General features: G+C 72.3%; 22 protein-coding genes and 1 pseudogene. 4 read left to right on the top strand and 19 right to left on the bottom strand.

Features of this window, described 5'->3' with window-relative positions:
* Positions 1 to 7: 7 nt before the first annotated feature.
* Entirely contained in the window at positions 8 to 871 is an 864-nt protein-coding gene (gene rfbA, locus VGD70_RS05935) for a glucose-1-phosphate thymidylyltransferase RfbA (RefSeq protein ID WP_331078917.1), read from the top strand.
* Positions 868 to 1,851, top strand: coding sequence for a dTDP-glucose 4,6-dehydratase (gene rfbB, locus VGD70_RS05930; protein WP_331078915.1), 984 nt, complete (start codon positions 868 to 870; stop codon positions 1,849 to 1,851). Before rfbA ends, rfbB begins: the two co-directional genes overlap by 4 nt.
* Here rfbB and ilvD read toward each other — a convergent pair.
* Positions 1,836 to 3,533: a dihydroxy-acid dehydratase gene (gene ilvD / locus VGD70_RS05925; RefSeq protein ID WP_331078913.1), complete on the bottom strand. Its 1,698-nt coding sequence runs from the start codon at positions 3,531 to 3,533 to the stop codon at positions 1,836 to 1,838. The genes rfbB and ilvD overlap by 16 nt on opposite strands.
* Before the next feature lie 42 nt (positions 3,534 to 3,575).
* Here ilvD and VGD70_RS05920 point away from each other — a divergent pair, with 42 nt between their 5' ends.
* A complete protein-coding gene (locus VGD70_RS05920; RefSeq protein ID WP_331078911.1) occupies positions 3,576 to 4,463 on the top strand; it encodes an SMP-30/gluconolactonase/LRE family protein in 888 nt (295 codons plus the stop codon).
* Here the strand turns inward: VGD70_RS05920 and VGD70_RS05915 are convergent.
* The 7 genes from VGD70_RS05915 to VGD70_RS05885 are packed head-to-tail and all read right to left on the bottom strand — an operon-like array spanning position 4,432 to position 14,214.
* Positions 4,432 to 5,289, bottom strand: coding sequence for a hypothetical protein (locus tag VGD70_RS05915; RefSeq protein WP_331078909.1), 858 nt, complete (start codon positions 5,287 to 5,289; stop codon positions 4,432 to 4,434). The two genes, VGD70_RS05920 and VGD70_RS05915, sit on opposite strands and share 32 nt — an antisense overlap.
* A complete protein-coding gene (locus tag VGD70_RS05910) occupies positions 5,286 to 6,311 on the bottom strand; it encodes a zinc-dependent alcohol dehydrogenase (RefSeq protein ID WP_331078907.1) in 1,026 nt (341 codons plus the stop codon). Before VGD70_RS05910 ends, VGD70_RS05915 begins: the two co-directional genes overlap by 4 nt.
* Positions 6,308 to 9,076: a glycoside hydrolase family 78 protein gene (locus VGD70_RS05905; protein ID WP_331078905.1), complete on the bottom strand. Its 2,769-nt coding sequence runs from the start codon at positions 9,074 to 9,076 to the stop codon at positions 6,308 to 6,310. The genes VGD70_RS05910 and VGD70_RS05905 overlap by 4 nt, the downstream gene beginning before the upstream one ends.
* The gene (locus VGD70_RS05900; RefSeq protein WP_331078903.1) at positions 9,073 to 10,608 is read right to left on the bottom strand and encodes an ABC transporter substrate-binding protein; all 1,536 of its coding nucleotides are present in this window, start codon (positions 10,606 to 10,608) and stop codon (positions 9,073 to 9,075) included. The genes VGD70_RS05905 and VGD70_RS05900 overlap by 4 nt, the downstream gene beginning before the upstream one ends.
* A 15-nt stretch (positions 10,609 to 10,623) precedes the next feature.
* On the bottom strand, positions 10,624 to 11,421 hold the full coding sequence (locus VGD70_RS05895; RefSeq protein WP_331078901.1) for an ATP-binding cassette domain-containing protein: 798 nt from the start codon (positions 11,419 to 11,421) through the stop codon (positions 10,624 to 10,626).
* A complete protein-coding gene (locus VGD70_RS05890) occupies positions 11,393 to 13,276 on the bottom strand; it encodes a dipeptide/oligopeptide/nickel ABC transporter permease/ATP-binding protein (RefSeq protein ID WP_331078899.1) in 1,884 nt (627 codons plus the stop codon). Before VGD70_RS05890 ends, VGD70_RS05895 begins: the two co-directional genes overlap by 29 nt.
* Positions 13,273 to 14,214 carry an ABC transporter permease gene (locus VGD70_RS05885; RefSeq protein WP_331078898.1) on the bottom strand — a complete coding sequence of 314 codons (942 nt, stop codon included), beginning with the start codon at positions 14,212 to 14,214 and terminating at the stop codon, positions 13,273 to 13,275. Before VGD70_RS05885 ends, VGD70_RS05890 begins: the two co-directional genes overlap by 4 nt.
* Before the next feature lie 230 nt (positions 14,215 to 14,444).
* Between VGD70_RS05885 and VGD70_RS05880 the strand changes: the two genes are divergently transcribed.
* Positions 14,445 to 15,434, top strand: coding sequence for a LacI family DNA-binding transcriptional regulator (locus tag VGD70_RS05880; RefSeq protein ID WP_331078895.1), 990 nt, complete (start codon positions 14,445 to 14,447; stop codon positions 15,432 to 15,434).
* Between the two features lie 3 nt (positions 15,435 to 15,437).
* On the opposite strand, the gene VGD70_RS05875 is transcribed toward VGD70_RS05880, so the two are convergent.
* From VGD70_RS05875 to VGD70_RS05825, 11 genes and pseudogenes are all read right to left on the bottom strand, one after another.
* The gene (locus VGD70_RS05875) at positions 15,438 to 16,088 is read right to left on the bottom strand and encodes a response regulator transcription factor (protein ID WP_331078893.1); all 651 of its coding nucleotides are present in this window, start codon (positions 16,086 to 16,088) and stop codon (positions 15,438 to 15,440) included.
* Positions 16,089 to 16,402: 314 nt separating this feature from the next.
* Entirely contained in the window at positions 16,403 to 17,434 is a 1,032-nt protein-coding gene (locus VGD70_RS05870) for an acyl-CoA desaturase (RefSeq protein WP_331078891.1), read from the bottom strand.
* Positions 17,435 to 17,573: 139 nt separating this feature from the next.
* On the bottom strand, positions 17,574 to 18,410 hold the full coding sequence (gene hypB, locus VGD70_RS05865) for a hydrogenase nickel incorporation protein HypB (RefSeq protein ID WP_331078889.1): 837 nt from the start codon (positions 18,408 to 18,410) through the stop codon (positions 17,574 to 17,576).
* Positions 18,365 to 18,745 (bottom strand): hydrogenase maturation nickel metallochaperone HypA, encoded by a 381-nt coding sequence (gene hypA / locus VGD70_RS05860; protein WP_331078887.1) that lies wholly within the window; start codon positions 18,743 to 18,745, stop codon positions 18,365 to 18,367. Before hypA ends, hypB begins: the two co-directional genes overlap by 46 nt.
* A 10-nt stretch (positions 18,746 to 18,755) precedes the next feature.
* Positions 18,756 to 19,874: a hydrogenase expression/formation protein HypE gene (gene hypE / locus VGD70_RS05855; RefSeq protein WP_331078885.1), complete on the bottom strand. Its 1,119-nt coding sequence runs from the start codon at positions 19,872 to 19,874 to the stop codon at positions 18,756 to 18,758.
* Complete coding sequence (gene hypD, locus VGD70_RS05850; RefSeq protein ID WP_331078883.1) at positions 19,871 to 21,061, bottom strand: hydrogenase formation protein HypD; 1,191 nt, start codon at positions 21,059 to 21,061, stop codon at positions 19,871 to 19,873. Before hypD ends, hypE begins: the two co-directional genes overlap by 4 nt.
* A 13-nt stretch (positions 21,062 to 21,074) precedes the next feature.
* Positions 21,075 to 21,347 carry a HypC/HybG/HupF family hydrogenase formation chaperone gene (locus VGD70_RS05845; RefSeq protein WP_331078881.1) on the bottom strand — a complete coding sequence of 91 codons (273 nt, stop codon included), beginning with the start codon at positions 21,345 to 21,347 and terminating at the stop codon, positions 21,075 to 21,077.
* On the bottom strand, positions 21,320 to 21,850 hold the full coding sequence (locus tag VGD70_RS05840; protein WP_331078879.1) for a hydrogenase maturation protease: 531 nt from the start codon (positions 21,848 to 21,850) through the stop codon (positions 21,320 to 21,322). The genes VGD70_RS05845 and VGD70_RS05840 overlap by 28 nt, the downstream gene beginning before the upstream one ends.
* Positions 21,851 to 21,966: 116 nt before the next feature.
* Positions 21,967 to 23,328, bottom strand: coding sequence for a hypothetical protein (locus VGD70_RS05835; protein WP_331078877.1), 1,362 nt, complete (start codon positions 23,326 to 23,328; stop codon positions 21,967 to 21,969).
* Positions 23,325 to 24,395: a hydrogenase expression protein HypE gene (locus VGD70_RS05830; protein ID WP_331078875.1), complete on the bottom strand. Its 1,071-nt coding sequence runs from the start codon at positions 24,393 to 24,395 to the stop codon at positions 23,325 to 23,327. The genes VGD70_RS05835 and VGD70_RS05830 overlap by 4 nt, the downstream gene beginning before the upstream one ends.
* Before the next feature lie 72 nt (positions 24,396 to 24,467).
* Positions 24,468 to 24,700, bottom strand: a pseudogene (locus VGD70_RS05825) (phosphoheptose isomerase); the annotation flags it as partial.

The raw sequence follows: 24,700 nt of genomic DNA, 5'->3' as shown, positions 1-24,700 counted from the left end.
GACCGAGATGAAGGGGATCATTCTCGCCGGCGGCACCGGCAGCCGGCTGTATCCCGTCACGATGGCCACGTCCAAGCAGCTGGTTCCGGTCTACGACAAGCCGATGATCTACTACCCCCTGTCGGTGCTGATGCTGGCCGGCGTCACCGACATCCTCGTCATCACCACCCCGCTGGACCGGCCGGCCTTCGAGCGCCTGCTCGGCGACGGCTCGGCGCTGGGCCTGCGCCTCGACTACGCCGAGCAGCCCTGGCCCCGCGGTCTCGCCGACAGTTTCCTGGTCGGCGCGGACCACATCGGCGACGACCCGGTGGCGCTCGTCCTCGGCGACAACGTCTTCCACGGCCCCGGGTTCTCCCAGCTGCTCCACGCCGCGGCCCGCGACCTCAAGGGCTGCGTGCTGTTCGGCTACCCAGTGGCCGACCCGCACCGGTACGGCGTGGGCGAGGCCGACGAGAACGGCACCCTCCTCTCGATCGAGGAGAAGCCGGCCGCGCCCCGGTCCAACCGGGCGATCACCGGGCTGTACCTCTACGACAACGACGTCGTCGACATCGCCCGCGGGCTCACCCCGTCCGCCCGCGGCGAGCTCGAGATCACCGACGTCAACCGGGTCTACCTCGACCGGGGGCGGGCGCGGCTGGTCGACCTCGGCCGCGGCTTCGCCTGGCTGGACACCGGCACGCACGCGTCGCTGCTGGAGGCCGGGCAGTACGTGCGGACGCTCGAGGAGCGCCAGGGCGTGCGGATCGCGTGCGTCGAGGAGATCGCGCTGCACATGGGTTACATCGACGCGGCGCAGTGCCACCGGCTCGGCGCCGCGCTGGGCAAGTCGGACTACGGCCGCTACGTCATGGAGGTCGCGTCGTGAAGGTGCTCGTGACCGGCGGCGCCGGCTTCATCGGCTCGAACTACGTGCGTGGCGTGCTGCATGGCGAGCACCCCGGGTTCGACCCGGACGAGGTCGTGGTGCTCGACGCGCTCACCTACGCCGGCAACCTCGAGAACCTGGCGCCGGTCGCGCACGACGAGCGGCTGCGGCTCACCGTGGGCGACATCTGCGACCCGCTCACGGTCAAGCACGAGATGTCCGGCGCGGACCTCGTCGTCCACTTCGCCGCGGAGTCGCATGTGGACAGGTCGATCACGGGCTCGGCCGAGTTCGTGACCACCAACGTGCTCGGCACCCACACGCTGCTGAGCGCGGCGCTGGAGGCGGGGGTGCCGCGGTTCGTGCACGTGTCGACCGACGAGGTGTACGGGTCCATCGACCACGGCAGCTGGCCGGAGGACCACCCGCTCGCGCCCAACTCGCCGTACTCGGCCACCAAGGCGGCCGGCGACCTGCTCGCCCGCGCGTTCCACGTGACGCACGGCCTGCCGGTGGTGATCACCCGCTGCTCCAACAACTACGGGCCCTACCAGCACCCGGAGAAGATGATCCCGCTGTTCCTCACCAGCCTGACGGACGGCCGCCCGGTGCCGCTCTACGGCGACGGCGGCAACGTCCGGGACTGGCTGCACGTCGACGACCACTGCCGCGGCATCCAGCTCGTCGCCGAGCGCGGCCGGCCCGGCGAGGTCTACAACATCGGCGGCGGGACCGAGCTGTCCAACCGCGAGCTGACCGCCCGGCTGCTGGCCGCCACCGGCAGGGACGACTCGCTGGTGCGGCGGGTCGCCGACCGCAAGGGCCACGACCGCCGCTACTCCGTCGACATCGGCAAGATCACCACGGAGCTGGGCTACGAGCCGAAGGTCGGCATCGACGACGGCCTCACCCGGACGGCGGCCTGGTACCGCGACAACCGTTCCTGGTGGCAGCCACCGACACGTCACGGGGCAGGCTGACGGCCAGGCAGCGCCGGGTTGGTCGTCGCGCCGGTGCTCGCGCTGCCCACCTGGGCCTCGTACTTCGCGAGGACGCCCGTGCGGTGCGGGTTCGGCGCGGGCCGCCAGGCCGCGACCCGCGCGGTGATCTCCGCCGCCGACAGGTCGACGTCGATACGCCGGGCGGCCACGTCGATCGTCACCGTGTCGCCGTCGTGGACGGCGGCGATCGGGCCGCCGCGGGCGGCCTCCGGGGCGACGTGGCCGGCCATGAACCCGCGGGTGGCGCCGCTGAACCGGCCGTCGGTGATCAGCGCGACCTCCCCGCCGAGGCCGGCGCCCTGCAGCGCGCCGGTGACCGCGAGCATCTCGCGCATGCCCGGGCCGCCGGCCGGACCCTCGCCGCGGATCACCACCACGTCACCGGCGCCCACCCCGCCCGCGAGCACCGCGGCCATCGCCGCCTCCTCGCCCTCGAACACCCGCGCCGGCCCGCGATGCCACAGCCGCTCGTGGCCGGACAGCTTCACCACCGAGCCGTCCGGCGCGAGGTTGCCACGCAGGATGGCCAGGCCACCGGTCGGCTTGAGCGGCCGGTCCAGCGGCAGCACCACCTCCTGGCCCGGCGTCTCCGGCGCGTCGTGGGCCGCCTCGCCGAGGGTGCGGCCGGTCACGGTGAGCGCGTCCGGGTCGAGCAGGCCACCCTCCAGCAAGCGCCTGACCAGCAGCGGCACGCCACCGGCGGCGTAGAGGTCGGTGGCCACGAACCGGCCGCCCGGCTTGAGGTCGCAGATCAGCGGCGTCTTCGCGCTGATCTCGTCCATGTCGTCGATCGTGACCTCGACGCCCATCTCCGCGGCCACCGCGAGCAGGTGCAGCACCGCGTTCGTGGACCCGCCGGACGCGGCCACGGCGACCATCGCGTTGCGGATCGACGTCCGGGTGATGAGGTCGTGCGGCCGGACGTCGTTGGCCAGCACCTTCATCGCCAGCCGCCCGGCCGCCTCGGCCACGCCGCCCTTGTGCTCGTCCTGCGCCGGCACCATCGCCGAGCCCAGCGGGCTGATGCCCAGCACCTCGAACGCCATGGCCATCGTGTTCGCCGTGAACTGCCCGCCGCACGCGCCGAGCCCGGGCGACGCGGCCTCCTCCAGCTCCCGCAGCTCGGCGTCGGTCAGCCGGCCGGCCGCGTGCGCGCCGACGGCTTCGAACACGTCCTGCACGGTGACGTCGCGCCCGCGCCAGCACCCCGGCCGGATGGACCCGCTGTAGAGCAGCACGCTCGGCACGTCCACCCGCGCCATCGCCATCACCGCCGCGGGGATCGTCTTGTCACAGCCCGCGATGCCGACCAGCGCGTCGAAGCAGTGCCCGCGCGCGACGAGCTCGATCGAGTCGGCGATGACCTCGCGGGACACCAGCGAGGTACGCATGCCCGGCGTGCCCATGGTGATGCCGTCGGAGATCGCGATCGTGTTGATCTCCATGGGCGTGCCACCCGCGGCCCGCACACCCTCCTTTGTGGACTCGGCCAGCGTCCGGTGGGTGAAGTTGCACGGCATGGTCTCGGTCCAGCAGTGCGCGACGCCGACGAACGGCTTGGCCAGCGCCCGCTCGTCGTAGCCCATCCCCTTGAGGTACGCCCTGGCCCCTGCTCGGGCGGGACCCTCCACAAGAGACCGTGAGCGGTGCTTGAGGTCCATGACATCTCCTCACCGGACGTGATTTCCTCTACGCTGCAACACATGACGGCGACACCCGAACCGGTCGGCCCCACCCGCGCACGGCTCGGCGAGGGGCCGTGCTGGGACGACGACAGGCAGGTCCTGTGGTGGCTCGACATCAACGGTAACGCGGTACACCGCACCCGACCCGACGGCACCACCGCCACCGTCCCGACGCCGGACCGGCCCACCGCGCTCGCGCCGCTCGCCGACGGCCGGCTGCTGGTCGCGCTGGCCGGCGGGCTCGCCGTCCTCGACACCGGTGGTGACGCCGGCACCGGCGAGGTCACCGCGCGGCTCGACCTGCCGCTCGAGCCCGGCGTCCGGCTCAACGACGGCGCGTGCGACCCGCTCGGCCGGTTCTGGGTGGGCAGCATGGCCGAGGACGAGGAGCCGGGCCGCGGGCACCTGTACCGCGTCCGCGACGGCCGGGTCGACACGGTGCTCGACGACGTCTGGCTGTCCAACGGCATCGACTGGAGCCCGGACGGGTCGCTGATGTACTACATCGACTCGCTCACCCGGCGGGTCGACGTGTTCGACTTCGGTCACGACGCGGCGGGTGGTGACGTGTCCAACCGGCGCACGCTCGTCGAGGTGCCGGCCGCCGCGGGCATTCCCGACGGCCTCACCGTCGACACCGACGGCGCGGTGTGGGTCGCGTTCTTCGGCGGCGGCGCGGTACGCCGCTACACCCCGGCTGGCGAGCTGGACCGGGAGATTCCGCTGCCCGCGGCCAACGTCACCGCATGCGCGTTCGGCGGCAGCGCGCGGGACCGGCTGTTCATCACGACCGCGGCCGGCCCCGGCACCCACGCCGGCGCCCTCTTCACCGTCCACACCGGACACCAGGGAAACCCGACGCGGTACCTCGACCTCAGCCATCTGCCCGGGTCACTGTCCAGCTGACCCGCAGCTCCAGCGACTCCCCCGGCGCCAGCACCGTGAGCCCGCCCGGCAGCCCGGCCGCCAGCCGGGCCAGCCCGTCCGGCGCGTGCGTCTGCGGCTCGACCGCCACCGCGTCCAGCTGCGCCGGGCTCGCGGCCACCACGAACCCGGCCGACGCGGAGAACTCCATGCGGGCAGAGACGTCCGGCCAGGACAGGACCACCGCGCGCTCGTCGAGGTCGGTCCAGGTGGCGTCGAGGTCGTCGGCCAGCGGCCCCGGCTCGCGCAGGTCGAAGGCCCCGGCGACCGGCTCCGGCCACGGCGGCGGGTCGGCGTTGACGGGGAACACCCGGCGCGCCGGCACGGTGAGCCGGACGGGCTTGCGGAACCACGGGTGCAGCCCGAGCCCGGCCGGCATCGCGGCGTCGGAGGTGTTGTCCAGCCGGTAGGCCAGCTCGAGCCGGTCGGCGTCCACCGCGAGGTCGAGCGTCACGTCGTAGGTCCACGGCCAGCCGTCGCCGCCCGCGCTGACCGTGAGCCGGGTGTCCTCGACGACCGTCCACGGCGCGCGGAAGAGCTGCCCGTGGATGGCCGTGCCGTCGACGAAGTTCGGGTTGAGCACCACCGTCCGGCCGTCGACGACGTGCTTGCCGGGCGGCACCCGGTTGCACCACGGCGCCATCGGGTAGGCACCCCAGAAGAACGGGTCGTCCCAGTGCACGCCCGGGTCGTCCGGCGTGCGGAGCAGGTCGCGGCCGAACGCCCGCAGCCGGTGCAGGCGCGCGCCGCAGCCGGGCAGGACGACGGCCTCGACGTCGTCGGAGCGGACCTCGAGCCGCTGGATCACGTGACCTCCTGCGGGCGGACGAGCACCTTGTGGGTGCCCGGTTTCCGGTCGATCGCCCGCTGGTAGGCGTCGGCGACCCGGCCGAGCCCGAACTCGTGGCTCACGAGCCGGCCGGGGGCGATCCGGCCGGAGGCGACGAGGTCGACGGCGGCCGGCCACACCGACGGGCTGCCGAGGCTGCCGACCACGGTGAGATCGCGCAGGACCACCGCGTCGACGTCGAGCGGGACCGCGGGCGCGCCGGTGAGCCCGAGCAGCAGCACCCGCCCGCCCTCGGTGGTCGACCCGACCGCGGTGCGGATCCCCTCGGCCGTGCCGGACGCCTCGACCACGCACGGGACGCGTGGCGGGGTGGTGGACGCCTCGAAGCCCAGCGCGGTCGCGCGGTCGCGGCGGCCCTCGTCCGGGTCGACGAGGTGCACCCGGGGCGCGCCGAGCGCCTCGGCGACGAGCGCGCACAGCAGGCCGATGGTGCCCGCGCCGACGACGCAGACGTCCGCGCCGCCGGCGGGCAGGAGCCGCTCGACGCCCCGGTAGGCCACGGCGAGCGGCTCGACCAGCGCCGCGTCCCGAGCGTCCACATGCGACGGAACGCGGTGCGCGGCGCGGGCCGGGAACAGCAGCCGGGTGGCGAGACCGCCCGGGCGGCGCATGATCCCGGCCTCCGTGCGCGCGGCACACAGGTGGTAGCCGGCCGGGTCGGCGCAGCGCTCGCACGCGCCGCAGCTCACCGTGCACTCCCCCACCACCCGGTCGCCGGTCGCGAACCCGGTGACGTCCGGGCCCACCGCCACGACCCGGCCGGTCCACTCGTGGCCGGGCACGATCGGGTACTCGGCCAGCCCCTGCTGCAGGTAGGCCATCGAGCCGTCGAGCAGCTCGAGGTCGGTGCCGCAGATGCCGACCGCGTCCGGCGCGACGAGCAGCTCCCCCGCCGCGGGCGGCCCGAGGTCCGCGTCCTCGACGGCCAGCTGCCCCGGCCCGCGCAGGACCGCACGCCGGTAGGTCACGGTCGTGGTCACGGTCGTGGTGCCGGCTCGCCACGCAACGCGGCGTCGAGCTCCTGGCGCGCCTTCTCGCCGCGGCCGTCGAAGTCCTTGTACAGCACCGCGGCCGGCAGGTCCGCCGGCGCGACCCCGAGGTGGCGCGCCGACTGCCGGGCGGCCTCGGCGAGGTCGCGGCCGACACCGTGCCGGACGAGGATCTCGGCCGCCACCGGCCACCGGTCCGCCGAGTCGATCAGCTCCCGCACGCTCGCGAGCGAGCCCCCGTTCGCCGCGACACACGGGTCGGCGACGGTCCACGTGTGCCGGCCGTGCCGGACGTCGACCCGCTCGGCGCCCGGCAGCTGGACCGACGCCCGCGCGCCGGGCGGCACCACGACGTCGACGGTGAGCAGGCCGTCGGCCCGCCGCCACGCGACCGACGCCTCGCCGTAGGGCGTGTCGTGGCGCGCGGACGCGTGGGTGAGCGCCGCGTGCGGCACGGGTGCGACGGTGATCTCGCGGTAGCCGGGCGCGGCCGGGGCGAGGCCGGCGACCGTCCGATGTAGCCAGTCGGCGACCGCGCCCAGCGCGTAGTGGTTGAACGAGGTCATCTCGCCGGGGTTGATCGAGCCGTCGGGGAGCATGCTGTCCCACCGCTCCCACACGGTGGTCGCGCCCATCGTCACCGAGTACAGCCAGGACGGGCACTCGCGCTGGAGCAGCAGCCGGTAGGCCAGGTCGGCCCGGCCCGCCGCGGTGAGCGCGTCGGTGAGCACCGGCGTGCCGAGCAGGCCCGTGCTGATGCGGTACCCGTTGACCCGCAACAGGTCCGCCAGCCGGCGCACCGCGTGCTCGCGCTGTCCGTCGGTCGGCAGCAGGTCCCAGCTCAGTGCGAGCGCGTAGACGCTGGGGGTGTCGGACAGGACCCGGCCCGCGCCGGTCACGTACGCGCGGGCGAACGCGGCCCTGGTCCGGGCGGCGAGCGCGGCGTAGCGCCCGGCGTCGGCGTCGTGGCCGAGCTCCCGCGCGGCCGCCGCGACCAGGTCGGCGGAGCGGACCAGGTAGGCGGTGGCGAGCACCTCGGGATCAGACGTGGCCGCGAGCGGGTTGTCCGGCGGCGCCGTGGGGTCGAGCCAGTCGCCGAACTGGAAGCCGCCCGCCACCACGCCGTCGGTGGTCCGCGCGGCGATGTTGTCCACCCACGCGCGCATGCTGGCGAACTGCCGGGCGAGCAGGCCGGTGTCGCCGAAGCGCTGGTACACGGTCCACGGCACGACGGTGGCCGCGTCACCCCAGCCGGCCACGCTGGTCTTGTCGCTGCGCAGGGGGTCCGGGACGGTGCACGGCACGGCGCCGTCGGGGTACTGGTCGGCGGCGAGGTCGGCGAGCCAGGACGTGAAGAACCCGGCCGTGTCGAACAGGAAGCACGCGCTGGGCGCGAACAGCTGGCAGTCCCCGGCCCAGCCGAGCCGCTCGTCGCGCTGCGGGCAGTCGGTCGGCACGTCGAGGAAGTTGCCGCGCATCGTCCACACGACGTTCTCGTGGAACCGGGTGAGGTCGGGGTCCGAGCAGGAGAACCAGCCGGTGCGGCGCAGGTCCGAACCGAACACGACCGCCTCGACGTCCGCGGCCGCGAGCCCGGGCACCCCGGTGACCTCGGCGTAACGGAAGCCGTGGAAGGTCAGCGCGGGCTCGAGCACCGCCTCGGCCGCGTCGGCGAGGACGTAGCTGTCGACCGCCTTGGCACTGCGCAGGGTCCGCACGCACACCTCGCCGCCGTCGAGGACCTCGGCGTGCCGGACGGTGACCTCCTCCCCCGCCCTCGTGTCACGCAGCCGCAACCGCACGACGCCGACGACGTTCTGCCCGAAGTCCACGAGGGTCCGGCCGGACGGCGCGGTCCACACCCGCACCGCCGCCACCACCTCGGTGACCCGCACCGGCGGCCCGTCCGGGGCGACGAGCCGGCCGAGGTCCTCGTCGAGCACCTCCACCGTGTCCACAATGGACGGACGGGGTCGGAGGTCGGTGCGCTGACCGTCGTAGAGGTCGTCGGCGAGCACCCCGCTCTCGTGCGCGCTCCAGCGCTCGTCGGTGCCGACGACCTCCACCGAGCCGTCGGGGTAGCCGACCTCCAGCTGCGCGAGCAGGGCCAGCCGGGTGCCGTAGAGCGCCCGGTCGTCGAACCAGCCGAGCCGGCCGCGGTACCAGCCGTTGCCCAGCAGCACCTCCAGCCTGTTCTCGCCCGCGACGAGGAGGTCCGTCACGTCGAAGGTCTGGTAGCGCAACCGGTGCGGGTAGCTCGTCCAGCCGGGGGTGAGCACCTGGTCGCCGACCCGCTGGCCGTTGAGCGTGGCGTCGTAGAGGCCGTGCGCGGTGACGTACAGCCGCGCGCGGGCGATCCCGGGCCGCAGGGTGACCGTGCGGCTGAGGACGGGGGCCGGCTCGCCCACCCCGCCGATGCCGTGCGGGCTCACGAACCGGCCGGTCCAGTCCTCGGGCCCGAGCAACCCAAGCTCCACAGTGGACGGTTCAGCCCACTCGCTCCACTCCGGACCGGACGCCACCCGGACCCGCACGGTGGCGGTGCCGCGCGCGGTCAGGGGCGGGAACGGCCAGGGCACGAGCACCTGCTCGGCGGAGTCGACGCGGACCGTCGCGGCGCCGTCGAGCTCGACCTCGTAGGCGGTCTGCGCCCAGTCCGGGTCGGCGTCGCGAACCTGCCAGGACAGCCGCGGGCTCGGCGTGCCGATCCCGAACGGCCGGTCGTGGTGCTCGAAACGAACCTGGCTGACGATCATGCGGGGCTCCACTCGACGGGGTTGGGGTTCGGGTTGCCGGTGGTGACTTCGAGGCCGGTGACGCCTTGCCTGGCGTAGAAGCTGACCGGCTGGAACAGCACCGGGACGAACCACGCCTGCTCGGCGATGCGCGCGACGATCTCCTCGTCCAGCCGCGCCCTGTCCTCCGGCCCGGCGGCCGCGGCCTGCTGGTAGAGCGACTGGATCCGCGCGTCCGCCGTGCGGAACGGGTTGAAGAACGCGTTCTCGGGCAGGAACAGCAACGGCCCCATGAGGTGCACGGGCAGCGCGCCGAACGTGATGCCGAACGCGGGGAACTGGCCGCTGCCCAGGTCCTGGGCGTACTTGTCCTGGTTCGCGGCCCGGTCGGTGATCTTCAGGTCGACGCCGACGGCCTTCAGGTCGCCCGCCATCGCCTGCAGCAGCGGGGTGGCGCCGGCGTTGCTCACCACGGGCAGCGGGAAGCCCTTGGCGTAGCCGGCGTCACGCAGGAGCCGCTTCGCCTTGGCCGGGTCGTAGGCGTAGAACGTGTGGTCGCTGTGACCGTCCTGGTGGGGCAGCTGGATCTGCTCGGTGGCGGCCGGGCCGCCGTAGGTGCCGACGAGCCCCTTGGCGATCTTCTCCCGGTCGACGGCGTAGTTCAGCGCCTGCCGGACCCGCACGTCGGCGAGCGGCTTGCTCACCGCGCCGCCCCGGTCGGCCAGCGCGATGCCCACCCAGGTCTGCGGCACCGACACCACCCGCAGCCCGGCCGACTTCGCCGCGGTGTCGGTGGCCGGCGAGCCGAAGATCACCTCGACCTGGCCGGTCTTCAGCGCGGCCAGCGCCGTGTTGGGGTTGGGCAGCACCTTGATGACGACCCGGTCGTAGTGCACGGCCTGCTTGTCCCAGTACCGCTTGTTCGGCGTGTACGTGTAGTGGTCGCCGTCGACGGTCTCGGCCGGGTCGAGCACGTACGGGCCCGCGCCGAGGGTCTGCTCGGCGAGCTTCGCGGGGTCGTCGAGGCCGGCCTGGCTGACCATGTTGCCGGCCGCGTAGAACGGGGTGAGCTTCTCCGGGAGCATCGGGTCGGCCTTGGCGAGGGTGAGCCGGACCGTGCCCGGCTTCGGCACCTCGATCTTGGTGACCCCGGCGAGCTGCGCGGTGGCGGCGAGGTCGGTGGCCTTGCGGTAGCGCTCGAGGTTCGCCCGCACGACCTCGGCGGTCAGCGGGGAGCCGTCGCTGAAGGTCACGCCGTCGCGGATGTCGAGCTCAAACACCGTGTTGCCGGTGCCGACGTAGCGCCAGGCGGTGGCGAGCCGGGGCGCCAGCTTGCCGTCGGGGGCCTGGTGGATCAGCGAGTCGTAGGCCAGCTCGGCGTACCACGCGTTGCCGGTGGCGTTGCCCGGGTCGAGGCTCGTCGGCGGGATCGAGTTGCCGAGGTTGAGGATGCGGTCGCCGGTGCCGCCCTGGGCGGTGTCGACGCCCGCGCACGCGCTGACGAGCAGCACGGCCGCGATCATGAGCGCGCGTAACGGATGGGCCTGCGTCATTGCGAGGTCACCTCTTCACTGGTGATGCAGGAGGGCGTGGTCGGGGACGGCGTCGAGCAGGGCCTGGGTGTAGGGGTGGCGCGGGTTGGTGGTCACCCGCCCGACCGGCCCGTGCTCGACCACCTCGCCGTCGCGGAGCACCACGACCCGGTGGGCGAGGTGGCGGACGACGTCGATGTCGTGGGAGATGAACAGGTAGGCGAGCCCGAGGTCGCGCTGGAGCTCGAGGAGGAGGTTGAGGATCTGGGCCTGGACGGACAGGTCGAGCGCGCTGGTCGGCTCGTCGCAGATCACCAGCTCCGGCTCGAGGATCAGCGCCCGGGCGATGGCGATGCGCTGGCGTTGCCCGCCGGAGAACTGGGCCGGGTAGCGGCCGGCGGCGGCCGCGGGCAGGCCGACCCGCTCGAGCGCGGCGGCGACCAGCGGGGCGGCGTTGGCCCGGGACAGCCCCCGGTGCACCCGGACGGGCTCGGCGAGCGTCGAGCCGATGGTGCGCGAGGGGTTCAGCGAGCCGTACGGATCCTGGAAGACCACCTGGATCCGGGTGGCCAGCGCCCGCCGCGCGGCCGCCGGCACGCCGGTGATCTCCTTGCCGTGCAACATGATCCGCCCGGCGGCCGGGGGGACGAGCCCGAGCACGGCGTTGCCGATGGTGGACTTGCCCGACCCCGACTCTCCGACCAGGCCGAGCGTCTCGCCGACCTCGATGTGCAGGTCGACCCCGCGCACCGCGCGGACGCGGCGGCGGCCGAGCCCGGATCGGGCGGGGAAGTCGACGGACAGGTCACGAACGTCCAGCAACGGCAGGCTCATCGTCACCCTCCTTCGCCAGCTCGGTGTGGTGCAGGCACCAGGTGTGGTGCCCGGGCTCCGGCTCGGCGGCCGGGATCGTGCCGGTGGCGCAGTCGGCGGTGGCGAGCGCGCAGCGGGGATGGAAGGGGCAGCCGCCGGGCCGGTGGCCGAGCTCGGGCACCACGCCGGGGATCGGGTGCAGCGGGGTGCGCGGCCGGGCCCGCCGCGGCGCGCAGCCGAGGAGGCCGGCGGTGTAGGGATGCCGCGGCTCGGTGAGCAGCTCGCCCACGGGGGCGGTCTCGACGACGTGCCCGGCGTACATGACGTACACCCGCCGGCAGTGCGCGGCGACCACGCCCCAGTCGTGGCTGATCAGCAGGATCGCCATGCCCCGCGCCTGCTGCAGGCCGGCCAGCAGCTCGAGGATCTCGGCCTGCACGGTCACGTCGAGCGCGGTGGTGGGCTCGTCGGCGATCAGCAGGTCGGGGTCGCCGGCCAGGGCGAGCGCGATGGCCACCCGCTGGGCCATGCCACCGGACAGCTCGTGCGGGTAGCGGCGCGCCACGCCGGCCGGGTCGGGCAGCCGCACGCTCGCCAGCAGCTCCAGCGCCCGGGACCTGGCCGCGCGGCGGCTGCCGCCGTGGTGGCGCCGGACGAGCTCGCCGACCTGGTGGCCCACGGTGAACATCGGGTCGAGGCTGCCGACCGGCTCCTGGGACACGAGCCCGATCCGTCGCCCGCGCAGGCCCTTCCAGTCCCTTGTGGACAGCCCGACGAGGTCGCGGCCGTCGAACACGACGCGCCCGCCGTCGACCCGGCCGCCGGCCGGCAGGAGGCCGAGCAGCGACCGCGCGGTGACCGACTTCCCGCAGCCGGACTCGCCCACGAGCCCGACGGTCTCGCCCGGGGCGATGTCGAGGCTCACGTCCTCGACCACCGATGTCCGGGTGCCGCCGGCCGGCAGGCTGACGACCAGGCCGCGCACGGAGAGCAGCTGGGACGGGTCGGCCGGCGCGGGCTCGTCCGTCCTCTTCGGACCGGGTCGCACCCGCCCGCCGGGCCGGGTGACGCGCTCGGCGGTGGCGTCCCGGATCGCGTCGCCGAGCAGCCCGAACGCGAGCACGGCGAGGCCGATGACCAGGCCCGGCGGGAAGAGCAGCCACGGCTGGGCGTCGATGACCTGCGAGCCGTCCGCGACCATGCCGCCCCAGGTGGGGGTCGGCGGCTCGGCGATGAGGCCGAGATAGCTCAGCCCGGTCTGCACGACCAGCGCGCTGCCCGCGGCCAGCGCGGTCTGCACGAGGATCGGGCCGGTGACCCGGGGCAGGATCTGGCCGAGCACGATGCGCCCCGGCCGCAGCCCCGCGACCCGCGCGGCGGCCACGTACGGCTCGGCCCGCACGGCCAGCGTCGCGCCGCGGACGACCCGGGCCATGAAGGGGGCGCCCAGCGCGCCGACGGTGATCATGGCGGCGGTGCTGTTGGTGCCGAAGATCGCCAGCACCACCAGCAGGACGACGATCCCGGGCATCGCCAGGACGATGTCGGTCACCCAGGAGGTGATCCGGTCGGCCCAGCCGCCGACGTAGCCGACGACCAGGCCGGTCGGCACGCCGAGCACCAGCAGGACCAGCACCGCCTCGGCGACGCCGACGAGGCTGATCCGGCCGCCGAACATCAGCCGGGACAGCACGTCGCGGCCGAGCGAGTCGGTGCCGAGCGGGTGCAGCGCGGTGGGCCCGGACAGCACGTGCTCGAGGTCGGTGGTGGTCGGGTCCCACGGCGTGAGCAGCGGCGCGGCGAGCGCGGCTACGCCGACGACCACGAGGAAGGCGACGAAGAGGGCCGCGACCGGGCGGCGCAGGATCGTCCTCATGCGACCCGGACCTTCGGGTTGAGCAGGCCGTAGGCGAGGTCCACGACCAGGTTGACGACGACCACGAGCACGGTGAAGGTCACCGCCACCCCCTGCACCATCGGCAGGTCGTGCTGCAGGGTCGCGCTCACCGCCAGGCCGCCGAGGCCCGGCATGGCGAACACCGTCTCGATCAGCACGACCCCGGACAGCAGGCCGACGAACAGCAGCCCGATCACGGTCACCACGGGGATCGCGGCGTTGCGCAGTGCGTGCCGCAGGACGATCGAGGTCTCCGACGCGCCGTTGGCCCGCAGCGTGTGCACGAAGTCGCGGGACAGCGCCTCGAGCATGCCGTCCCGGGTCTGTTTGGCGATCACCGCGACGGCGTGCACCGCGAGCGCGATGACCGGCAGCACCAGGCTCGTCGCCCACGCGGCGGGCGAGGTGGTCAGCGGGACGTAGCCGGTGGCGGGCAGCATCCGCGCGCCGACCGCGAAGACCGTGACGAGCACGAGCGCGAACCAGAAGTTGGGCAACGCGAAGCCGAGGAGCGAGAGCACGTCGACGATCCGGCCGAGCGCGCCGGCCCGCACCGCGCTGAGCACCCCGAGCGCCACGCCGACCACCGTCGCGAGCACGGTGGTGACCACGGCGAGGGAGATCGTCGACTCGGTCCGGGACAGGATCTGGCCGGTGACCCCCAGCCCGCTGATGGGCGAGGTGCCGAGGTCGCCGCGCAGGGCGCCGGTCAGCCAGTGCCAGTACTGCTCGAGCAGGGGCTGGTCGAGGCCGAGCTGGTGGCGCAGCCGCGCGTACGCCTCCGGGGTGTAGTTCTCGCCGAGGATCGTGCGGGCCGTGTCGCCGGGGGCCACCGCCGCGAGCGCGAACGTCAGCAGGGAGACCGCGAGGACCAGGGGGATCGAGATGAGAACACGCCGAGAGACCAACCTCAGCATCGAGGCCACCTCCGTCGGGTCGAAACGAAACGATCGAAGGACTTCGAAAGTTCTCTTGGTAACGCTAGTTTTCCCCGGCGCGGCCCGTCAAGGGCTGATTAGGTCTCGAGATGTAGTCATGTTGCCCGGCTGTCCATCGCGGGAGGGACCTTGGTGGCCGCGCAGAGCCGGGGCTATGCTCGGCATCGAAGGACTTCGACAACTGGATCCCGGCTACCGGACGAGGTGCGATGGCGGCGACGATCTACGACGTGGCGACCAGAGCCGGCGTCAGCATCTCGACGGTCTCCCTCGCGCTCAACTCCCCGTCCCGGGTCAAACCGGCCACCCTGCAACGGATCCTCGCCGCGGCCGACGAGCTGCGGTTCGTTCCCAAGGCCGAGGCCGTCGTCCGCGCGCGGCGCGGGGTGCGCCGGATCGGCGTGATGGCGCCGTTCACGTCCTACCTCTCCTTCGCGCAGCGGCTCAACGGCGTGATGCACGCGCTGCGTGCCGAGTCGTGGGAGATCGTGGTCTACGACCAGGAGTCGGCCGCCAACTCGATCCCGAGCCTGGCCAGCATCCCGCTCACCAACACCCTCGACGGCCTGCTGGTCATGTCGCTGCCGATCGACGACGAGAGCGCCGACCGCATCCTGCGCCAGAAGCTCACCACCGTGCTGCTCGAGGTGCAGCGGCCCGGGTTCTCGAGCGTGGCCATCGACAACGCCGAGGGCGGCCGGCTGGCCGCAGAGCTGTTCCTGCGCCGCGGGCACACCCGGTTCGCCTACCTCGCGGAGGCCGCCCGGGTCCCGAACAGGGTGCTGGGCGTGGGATCCCGGCTCGACGCCTACCGCGACACCCTCGCCGCCGCGGGGCACGCGCTGCCGGACGAGCACGTGGTCTACGTGCCGCACGGCATCGACGCGGCCAAGCAGGCGACCCACGCGCTGCTCGACCTCGCCGACCCGCCCACCGCGGTCTTCGCCTACGACGACCTGCTGGCCAGCGGCGTGCTCAAGGCCGCCCGCGAGCGCGGGCTCCGGGTGCCCGCCGAGCTGTCGGTGATCGGCTTCGACGACGGGGACATCGCCGAGCACCTCGGGCTCACCACGATCCGGCAGCCACTGGAGGAGTCGGGCGAGATCGCGGCCCAGACGCTCGTGGCGCGGCTCACCGGACGGCAGCGCAGCCTGCAGCACGTGACCCTCAAGATCACCCTGATCGAACGCGAGACGTAGGCCTCACACGATCCCGGCCTGGTGGGCGAAGCGGGTCAGCTGGGTGCGGTCGCGCAGCCCGAGCTTGCGCAGGATCCGCGACACGTGCGTCTTGATGGTCGACTCCGCGAGGTTGAGCTCGACCGCGATCTCGGCGTTGGAGTTGCCCATCGCGACGAGGCGGACCACGCTGCGCTCCCGCTGGCTCAGCAGGTCGACCTCGGCCGACGAGCCGTGCCGGTCCACCGTGTCGCGCCGGTAGTGGTCGACCAGCTCCTGGGCGAACGGCGGCGGCAGCCACGCCTCACCGGCGGCGAGCGACCTGATCGCCTTGACCAGCTCCTCCGGCGCGTCGTCCTCGTGGATGCAGCCGTCGACGCCGGCGCGGATGGCCTGCCACGCCTCCGGGCGGCCGCCCGGCAGGGTCATCAGCAGCACGCTGGGGTTCGCATCCTGCGGGACGTTGCAGAGCCAGTCCTCGAAGGTGCTGCCCTCGACCCTGCGCAGGTGCAGCAGGAGAACGTCCGGCGCCAGCTCGCTGACCGCGTCGCTCAGCGGCTCACCGGACTCGGTCACCTCGCCGACCACGTCGATGTCGTCCACGTCGTCCAGGACGAGCGACACCCCGCGCCGCACCACCGCCGACCCCCCGGCCTGCATCAGGCGAATGGTCACGTCGGATCACCGACGGCCCGCCAGGGTCTGTCCGAGGCGTCATCCGCCTCGCTCGCGCACATCATCGCCACCACCGCAACGTCGGTTCTCGATTCGACGACCCACCCGTGCGAAATGCGCGGGCGGCGTCTTCAGCCCCATGAGCCGACGAGTCCCCAGGCAGTCGATTCGATCACGGAAGGTCGCGAGACCGCGCCGTTGCGCCTCCGGATGGCCCCAGTTTCCCGGCTGGCACCCCGCGGCGATACCCCCAATGTGGTGAAACCACGTGGTTCGCCGCTCGCGGTGTGCACAGAACCGGGGCCGGGACGGCGTCAGCGACTGGCGAGGCGCAGCGGTGCGCCGACCGCATGCAGGTGCGCAAGAACGTATCCGTAGGTACGCAGCCAACCGCACTGGGCGTACTCGACATCGCGTGCGGCGCAGAACGCCCGCACGATCGGCTGAGCGAGGCGCAGGTTGGGCCGGGGCATGCTCGGGAACAGGTGGTGCTCGATCTGGTAGTTGAGCCCACCGAGGGTGAAGTCGACCCAGACCCCGCCACGCACGTTGCGGGACGTGAGTACCTGGCGGCGCAGGAAGTCCACCGCCTTGCCTGCGGCCATGGTGGGCATTCCCTTGTGTCCCGGGGCGAACGAGCATCCCATGTAGACACCCCAGAGGCACTGGTGCACCAGGATGAAGATCAGGCCGGTGAGCGGGGAGAGCACCAGGAACACTGCGGTGAGGTAGGCGGCGAAGTGCGCGACCAGCAGGGCGATCTCGACCGAGCGGGCCCGGAGGTCCTTGCGCAGCAAGGCCTTCACGCTGGAGACGTGCAGGCTGAAGCCCTCCAGCAGCAGGAGCGGGAAGAAGAAGTACGCCTGGTACTTGGCGAACCAGCGCAGGAAGCCGCGCTTGGCCTGGGCCTGCTCGGTGGTGAAGGCCAGCGCCGGGATCTGGACGTCGGGGTCGGCGTCCTCGTGGTTGGGGTTGGCGTGGTGGCGGGTGTGCTGGTCCATCCAGGACGCGTAGCTCAGGCCGACCATCCCGCCGTGCCAGAAGCCGACCACGTCGTTGGCGCGGCCGCCGCGGAAGATCTGCTTGTGGCCGGCGTCGTGGCCGATGAAGGACAGCTGGCCGAACATGACGGCGAAGAAGACCGCGAGGAACAGCTGCCACCACGAGTCGCCGATGTTGACGAAGGCGACCCATCCTCCGGCGAACGCGAGCACGTTGAGCGCGATCTTGACCGCGTAGTAGCCGTAGCGCCGTTTCAGCAGGCCGGCATCGCGGATCTCGCGCGAAAGGTCAGCGTAGTCACGCTGCCGATCCGTCGTCGAAGGGAAGGTGTCGAGCGACGTCATGTATAGCCGCCATTCCTGTACTCGTACCGAGCGCCGGGCAAGGCGGCACCGCATCGCGGCACGTCCGCGATCACCCCCAGCGTCGCACGAGATCGTCGGATCGGCAACAAACTCTCGACCATGCCGTTGTCACCGCTGATCAGGGCATGCTTGCGGCGACGCTTGCGGGCCGGTCGCCCGCACGCTCCCGCAGCCAGCCGTACCACCCGGGCATGCCGTCGCCGCGGGTCGCGGAGACCCGGACCACCCGGCTCCTCGTGTTCACCTGATTCACGAAGTCCTGAAACCTGGCCAGATCGAAGTCCACGTACGGCAGCAGATCGACCTTGTTGAGCAGCACGAGGTCCGCGGTGCGGAACATGTGCGGGTACTTCAACGGCTTGTCCGCGCCCTCGGTGACCGACATCACCACGACCCGCGTGTGCTCGCCGAGGTCGAACAGCGCCGGGCACACCAGGTTCCCGACGTTCTCGACGAAGACCACCGACCGCCGCGGCGGATCCAGCTCGCGCAGGGCGGCGGCGAGCATGTCCGCGTCCAGGTGACAGCCTGCGCCGGTGTTCACCTGGATCACCCGGCAGCCGGTCGCCCTGATCCGCTCGGCGTCGAACAGCGTCTCCTGGTCGCCCTCGACCACCGACAGGGCCACCTCGGCACCGAGCTCGCGGATCGTGCGCTCCAGCAGCGTGGTCTTGCCCGAGCCCGGCGAGCTCATCAGGTTCACCGCGAGGATGTCCCGCTCGGCGAGCCACTCGCGGTTGCGCTCGGCGAGCTCGTCGTTGCGGGCCAACACCTTCTGCTCGAGCAGCACGGTCCGCTCGGCCGCATGATCGTGGCCGTGCTCAGGTCCGCGGCCGTGTTCATGGCCGTGCTCATGGCCGGGAGCATGGTCGTGGTCGTGCGGGTGGGTGGGGGCCGCGCTCGGGTCCGTCACCCGGACGCCGGCGTCGTCGGAGCAGCCACAGGTCGCGCACATGCCGCATTCACCTCCACCGAGACGATCCGCAGGTCCCGTCCGGACCGTACGTCCACATTGGACCCGTCGCAGGCCGGGCACAGCACGATCGGGTCGGCCACCTCGAACTCCGTGGCGCACTCCCGGCACCGCGCCTGCCCGGCCGGCTCGTCCACCACCAGCCGGGCGCCCTGCAGCGTCGTTCCCTCGGTCACCAGGTCGAAGCAGAACCGGATCGAGTCGACCACCACGCCCGACAGCTTGCCGACCTCCAGCCGGACCGCGGTGACCTCGGCGTCGCCCAGCTTCTCGGCGACCGCGTCGACGATCGACTGGGTGATCGACATCTCGTGCATCCGCTGTCCCTCAGCAGATCCGGGGCAGCGGGTCGCCGACGAGCAGGTCGCAGATCCGGGTGCCGCCGAACACGGTGTTCAGCAGCACCAGACCCGGCGGGTCGGCGGCGACCCGGCCGATCACCGCGGCCTGCGCGCCCAGCGGGTGGCGGCGCATCGCGGCGAGCGCGACGTCGGTCTCCGCACCGTCCACAATGGCCACGATGCGGCCCTCGCAGGCGACGTAGAGCGGGTCGATCCCGAGCAGCTCGGACGCGCCGCGCACCTCGGTGCCGACGGGCACGGCGTCCTCGTCGACGATCACCGCGACGTCGGCGGCCTTGGCCACCTCGTTGAGGATCGTGGCCACGCCGCCGCGGGTGGCGTCGCGCATGGCCCGTACCCCCGGGGTGGCGGCGAGCAGCTCGGCCACCAGGCCGTGCACCGGCGCGGTGTCCGACTCGAGGTCCGCCTCGATGTCCAGCTCGCCCCGCGCCAGCATCACGGTGATCCCGTGGTCGCCGATCGGCCCGGACACGAGCACCGCGTCACCCGGCCGAGCCGTTGCCACGCCGAGCTTTCCGGCGTACTCGAGCACGCCGACGCCGGCGGTGTTGATATAGCAGCCATCCGCCTTGCCGCGCTGCACCACCTTCGTGTCCCCGGTCACGATGGACACCCCGGCGGCCTGCGCGGCGGCCTTCATCGAGTCGACGATCCGGATCAGGTCGGCGACCGGGAAGCCCTCCTCGAGGATGAAGCCGGCGGTGAGGAACAGCGGCCGCGCGCCCGACACGGCGAGGTCGTTGACCGTGCCGTTGACCGCGAGGTCGCCGATGTCGCCGCCGGGGAAGAACAGCGGCGACACCACGAACGAGTCGGTGGTGAGCGCGATCCGCGCGCCGGACACGGTGAGCTCGGCCGCGTCCTCGAGGGGTTCGAGGTAGGGGTTGCGGAACGCGTCGAGGAACACCGCCTCGATCAGGGTCTGGGTCGCCTTGCCGCCGGAGCCGTGGGAGAGCGTGATCCGCTCCTCCTTGACCTTGGCCCGGCGCTTGCGCACCCGCTCGATCCGGTCGAGCACCTGCTGCTCCCGGTCCGAGGGCGGCGCCTGCGCCTTGCCCGGCGCGAGGTCGTGGTCGGTGCTCATCGCGGCACACTCTCCGTCCGCACGGGCGCGCGCCGCGCCGAGCCGGCCAGCTGGTCCGCGGTGGCGAGGCTCGCCTCGCGCACCCGGGTCCGGGTGAACCGGCCGAAGTTGTAGTACGCCGCGCACGCGCCCTCGGGCGAGACCATGCAGGTGCCGATCGGCGTCTCGGGCGTGCACGCGGTGCCGAACACCTTGCACTCCCACGGCTTCAGCACGCCCTTGAGCACCTCACCGCACTGGCAGGCCTTCGGGTCGGCCACCCGCACGCCGGGCACGTTGAACTTCAGCTCGGCGTCGAACTTCGCGTACTTCGACCGCACCTGCAGCGCGGAGTGCGAGATGAACCCGAGCCCGCGCCACTCGAAGTACGGCCGCAGCTCCATCGTCTCGGCGATCACCCGCAGCGCGGTCAGGTTGCCCTCCCACGGCACCACGCGGGAGTACTGGTTCTCGACCTCGGACCGGCCTTCCTTCAGCTGCAGCATGAGCATGTAGATCGACTGCAGGATGTCCAGCGGCTCGAACCCGGCCACCACGATCGGCTTGCCGTACTCGCCGGCGATGAACTCGTACGGCCGGCAGCCGATCACCGTGGACACGTGCCCGGGGCCGATGAAGCCGTCGAGCCGCAGGTCGGGCGAGTCCAGAATGGCCTTGATGGCGGGGATGATCGTGATGTGGTTGCAGAAGATGGAGAAGTTCTCGATGCCTTCCTTCGCCGCGCGCAGCACGGTCATCGCGGTGGACGGCGCGGTGGTCTCGAACCCGATCGCCATGAACACCACATGCTTGTCCGGGTTCTGGCGCGCGATCTTCAGCGAGTCCAGCGGCGAGTACACCATCCGGATGTTGGTGCCCTCGGCGTTGGAGTCGAAGAAGTTCCCGCCGCTGCCCGGCACCCGCATCATGTCGCCGAACGAGGTCATGATGACGCCGGGCTCGCGGGCGATGTGGATCGAGTCGTCGATGCGGCCCATCGGGATCACGCACACCGGGCAGCCCGGCCCGTGGATCAGCGTGATGCTCTCGGGCAGGTAGTCCTCCAGGCCGTGCTTGTAGATCGTGTGGGTGTGCCCGCCGCACACCTCCATGAACTTGTACTGCCGGCCCGGCTCACACAGGCTGGTGATCTTGGCGGACAGTGCCCGGGCCTTCTCGGCGTCACGGAACTCGTCGACGAAACGCATGTGCTCACCCCTCCTAGAGGATCTGGGACTCCCGCAGCGCCGCGATCTCGTCGTCGTAGGCCTTGCCGATGCCCTCGAGGAAGTCCATGGCCGCCTTGGCCTCGCCCTCGTCGATCTTCGACAACGCGAAGCCGACGTGGATGAGCACCCAGTCACCCGGCTCGACGCTCTCCTCGGACAGGAGCCCGATGTTGATGGCGCGCTTGACCCCGCTCACGTCGACCCGTGCCAGGTCGGGCCGGTCGGCCAGGATCTCGATCACTTCCCCAGGGATGCCAAGGCACATGCCAGTTCCTCTCCAGTACCGAACGGGTACTTGTCGATGAGGTCGACAACGACCCGCACCGCGGTGTCGACCGCCTGCTCGACGGCAGGGCTCAGGCTCATCCGGTGGTCCAGCACCGCGGGCTCGCAGCCGACGAGCAGCACGCGGCCGGGCTCGTCGCCGAGCACGGCGATCAGGCCCATGACCACGTCGGGCTGCATGCCGTGCGCGTCGAGCAGCGGCGCCGGTCCCCCGGTGTCGTTGGGGTCCGGCACCTCCAGCTCGATCACGTACACCGTGCCGGGCGCGTCGTCCCGCTGGGTGGCGTCGACCATGATGGTCAGCTCGTGGCCCGCGCCGGCGAGGTCGTAGGCCAGGTGCATGCCGCGGATCCCGTAGTCCACGACCTCGACGTGGTCCGGGAGGTCCACCTCGGACAACCGGCGGACCACCTCGACGCCAAAGCCGTCGTCGCCGAGGAAGATGTTGCCGACCCCGACCACCAGTATCCGGGCGCCGCTCACAGAGTCGATGGTTCGCTCCGCTCCTCCACTACTCGCCGTCTTCCTCCGTGCGCTCCTCGGCGCCGGCGCGCCTGCGGTGCTCCTACGTCCAGACGGCGAACGCTCCGTCGCTCCGCTCACAGCGGCTCGACCTCGTCGGTGCCGAAGTACCGGAACCGGCCGTGCGCCGCGTACAGGTCCGAGCCGAGGTCGTCCTCGAGGGTGACCGCGAGGTGCCAGTCGCCGTCGACGTCGAGCAGCACGCCCTGCACGACCGCGACCCGGCCGGTGAGGAACATGTCGTGCGCGTCGGCCCGCTTCCCCGGCCGCAGCCGCACCCGCGAGCCCTTGTGGACGGCGACCCCGCCGATCACGACCTCGTCGGTCTCCGGGGACATCGACGCGTCCGCGCCCGGGTCCCACCACGGCGTGCTGGGGTCGGCGATGGTCTCGAGGTCGGCCGGCTCGGGCTTGGTCGGCGCGCCGGTCACCTCGCGCAGGTAGCGCAGGGTGCCGTGCAGCCGGTCCAGCAGTTCCGGCGGCAGGTGGTCGACCCGGTCGATGAGCTCGGCCGCGCGGTCGTCGGTGGCGCGTGCCTGACGCTTCTCCTCGTCGGTCAGCGTCATCGTGCGCAGGGTCAGGATCTCGTCGATCTCCGTGCCGTCGAACAGGTTCCCGGCGCTCTGCTCGGCGATCGTCGGGTAGTCGTAGAGGATGATCGGCGAGAGCAGCACGGTGTCGCGCTGCCCCGCCTCGCCGACCAGCACCGGCCACGCGCCGTCGGTCCGGCACTCCTTCGTGACCACCGACGCCCACTCCGGCGGGTCGGTGGCGGACAGGAAGTGCCCGTCGCTCAACGACAGCAACGCGTGCGCGCCGATCAGCGCGTGCCGCAGCGCGTCGTCGCGGGTCGCACCGTCCCCGCCCCACGTGGAGACGTTGCCGACCCGCACCACGAGCCGCACCCCACCGAACGGGCCGGCCAGCGCGTCGGCACGCAGCATCAGCTCGCCGTGGAGCGGGTCACGCCGGCGCACCAGGCGGGACCCGTCGCCGCCCTCGATCGGCGTGACGTCCTCGCCACCGTCCACTTCGAACGGCTCGGTGTGCTCGCCGCCGAACAGGCCGGCGAACGGCACCACGACGTCCACCTCCCGCTCGACGGCCTCCTCCCAGGTGGTGTGCTCGGTGTCGCCCACTGTCACCGAGGGCACCGCGCGGAACCCGTCGTCCCCGGGCACCTCGACGACCCGGCGTCGCAGCTGCAGGAACCGCAGCCGCACGTGCAGCGCCGCGCCGTCGCCTGGCTCGGCGACCAGCTCGGTGTGGAACGCGGCGCGCTCGCCGGTGCCGCCGTCCGCGTAGGACGGCGGCATCAGGACGCCCCACTGCCAGCGCACCTTGTTCTTCGCCGCCGACGCGCGGTACGGGTAGAGCAGATAGCCCTCGTACAGCACGGCGTCCGCGATGGCCCTGGCGTGATCCATCGACACCGTCACCAGTTCGCCTTGTATCCCGTCGACAGCGTGCGCCCCTTCGTGCGCCACTTCGGTTCCTTGTCCAACTTGCGCTCGGTGATCTTGCGCAGGCTCTTGATCACGCCGCCGTAGATCTTGCTGCCCGTCGCGGACACGCGGGATCCCGGTGGGGCGTCCATGAACGGCATGAACTGGTCGGGGAAGCCGGGCATCGTACAGCCGATGCAGATCCCGCCGACATTCGGGCAGCCGCCCACGCCGTTGATCCAGCCGCGCTTCGGGACGTTGCACTTCACCACCGGGCCCCAGCAGCCCAGCTTCACCAGGCACTTCGGCGAGCCGTACTCCTTGGCGAAGTCACCCTGCTCGTAGTACCCGCCGCGGTCGCATCCCTCGTGGACGGTCGCGCCGAACAGCCAGGTGGGCCGCAGCTGGTCGTCGAGCGGGATCATCGGTGCCTGGCCGGCCGCCTGGTAGAGCAGGTAGAGGATCGTCTCCGACAGGTTGTCCGGTTGGATCGGGCAGCCCGGCACGCACACGATCGGGATGCCCGCCTTGGACTTCCAGTCCCAGCCGAGGTAGTCCGGCACGCCCATCGCACCGGTCGGGTTGCCGGCCATCGCGTGGATGCCGCCGTAGGTGGCACAGGTGCCCGCGGCCAGCACGGCGAGTGCCTTCGGGGCGAGCCGGTCGAGCCACTCGCTGGTGGTCATGGGCTGATCGGTGTCGGGGTTGTTGCCGAACCCGCACCAGTAGCCCTCGCTCTTGATGGCCTCGTTGGGGATGGACCCCTCGACGACCAGCACGAACGGCTCCAGCTCGCCGCGCTCGGCCTTGAAGAACCATTCGATGAACGTGTCGGCGCCCTGCTCCGGTCCGCTCTCGAAGTCGATCAGCGGCCAGTGGACCGCCACCTTCGGCAGACCCGGCAATGCACCGAGCACGATCTCCTCGATGCTCGGCTGCGTCGCCGCCGTGAGCGCCACCGAATCGCCGTCGCAGCTCAGGCCCGCGTTGATCCAGAGGACATGGACCACGAGGTCTTGCGGGTCCGCCGCAGGCTGCTCCTGCTCGAGCCGGGTAACCATGCCGGGTTACCTCCCCCTCCACCCGGACGATGCCGGGTGGTGCGCGCGTGTGAAGAGGTGCCGCGCTCCTCGTCAGCGAAGTGCGGCTCGTGTCAGCTCCCACAACACCTGGTAGAGGGTCGTCTGTGCTTCTTGCACCCGGTGCACCGACGACGAACGAACCACGAACGCGTGGTCACTGCCCACGGTCATCATGTTCCCTCCGGTGCCGCCTGCCAACCCGACAATTTCCAGGTCGCGCGAGCGCGCGTCGAGCAGCGCGCGGTTCACGTTCTCAGAGCCTCCGCTCGTCGAGATCCCGAAGG

Origin of the sequence: Actinophytocola sp., from assembly GCF_036402745.1 — a bacterium.
Lineage (GTDB): Bacteria > Actinomycetota > Actinomycetes > Mycobacteriales > Pseudonocardiaceae > Actinophytocola.
This window is presented reverse-complemented; position numbering and strand designations above follow the sequence as displayed.

Excerpts from the sequence above, each read along its gene's own strand:
- VGD70_RS05845 (WP_331078881.1), bottom strand. The coding sequence starts at position 21,347 with ATGTGCCTTGGCATCCCTGGGGAAGTGATCGAGATCCTGGCCGACCGG.
- VGD70_RS05885 (WP_331078898.1), bottom strand. The coding sequence starts at position 14,214 with ATGCTGAGGTTGGTCTCTCGGCGTGTTCTCATCTCGATCCCCCTGGTC.
- VGD70_RS05895 (WP_331078901.1), bottom strand. The coding sequence starts at position 11,421 with ATGAGCCTGCCGTTGCTGGACGTTCGTGACCTGTCCGTCGACTTCCCC.
- VGD70_RS05880 (WP_331078895.1), top strand. The coding sequence starts at position 14,445 with ATGGCGGCGACGATCTACGACGTGGCGACCAGAGCCGGCGTCAGCATC.
- hypB (WP_331078889.1), bottom strand. The coding sequence starts at position 18,410 with ATGTGCGCGACCTGTGGCTGCTCCGACGACGCCGGCGTCCGGGTGACG.
- hypA (WP_331078887.1), bottom strand. The coding sequence starts at position 18,745 with ATGCACGAGATGTCGATCACCCAGTCGATCGTCGACGCGGTCGCCGAG.
- hypE (WP_331078885.1), bottom strand. The coding sequence starts at position 19,874 with ATGAGCACCGACCACGACCTCGCGCCGGGCAAGGCGCAGGCGCCGCCC.
- hypD (WP_331078883.1), bottom strand. The coding sequence starts at position 21,061 with ATGCGTTTCGTCGACGAGTTCCGTGACGCCGAGAAGGCCCGGGCACTG.
- rfbA (WP_331078917.1), top strand. The coding sequence starts at position 8 with ATGAAGGGGATCATTCTCGCCGGCGGCACCGGCAGCCGGCTGTATCCC.
- VGD70_RS05830 (WP_331078875.1), bottom strand. The coding sequence starts at position 24,395 with ATGGTTACCCGGCTCGAGCAGGAGCAGCCTGCGGCGGACCCGCAAGAC.
- VGD70_RS05900 (WP_331078903.1), bottom strand. The coding sequence starts at position 10,608 with ATGACGCAGGCCCATCCGTTACGCGCGCTCATGATCGCGGCCGTGCTG.
- VGD70_RS05870 (WP_331078891.1), bottom strand. The coding sequence starts at position 17,434 with ATGACGTCGCTCGACACCTTCCCTTCGACGACGGATCGGCAGCGTGAC.
- VGD70_RS05920 (WP_331078911.1), top strand. The coding sequence starts at position 3,576 with ATGACGGCGACACCCGAACCGGTCGGCCCCACCCGCGCACGGCTCGGC.
- ilvD (WP_331078913.1), bottom strand. The coding sequence starts at position 3,533 with ATGGACCTCAAGCACCGCTCACGGTCTCTTGTGGAGGGTCCCGCCCGA.
- VGD70_RS05890 (WP_331078899.1), bottom strand. The coding sequence starts at position 13,276 with ATGAGGACGATCCTGCGCCGCCCGGTCGCGGCCCTCTTCGTCGCCTTC.
- VGD70_RS05905 (WP_331078905.1), bottom strand. The coding sequence starts at position 9,076 with ATGATCGTCAGCCAGGTTCGTTTCGAGCACCACGACCGGCCGTTCGGG.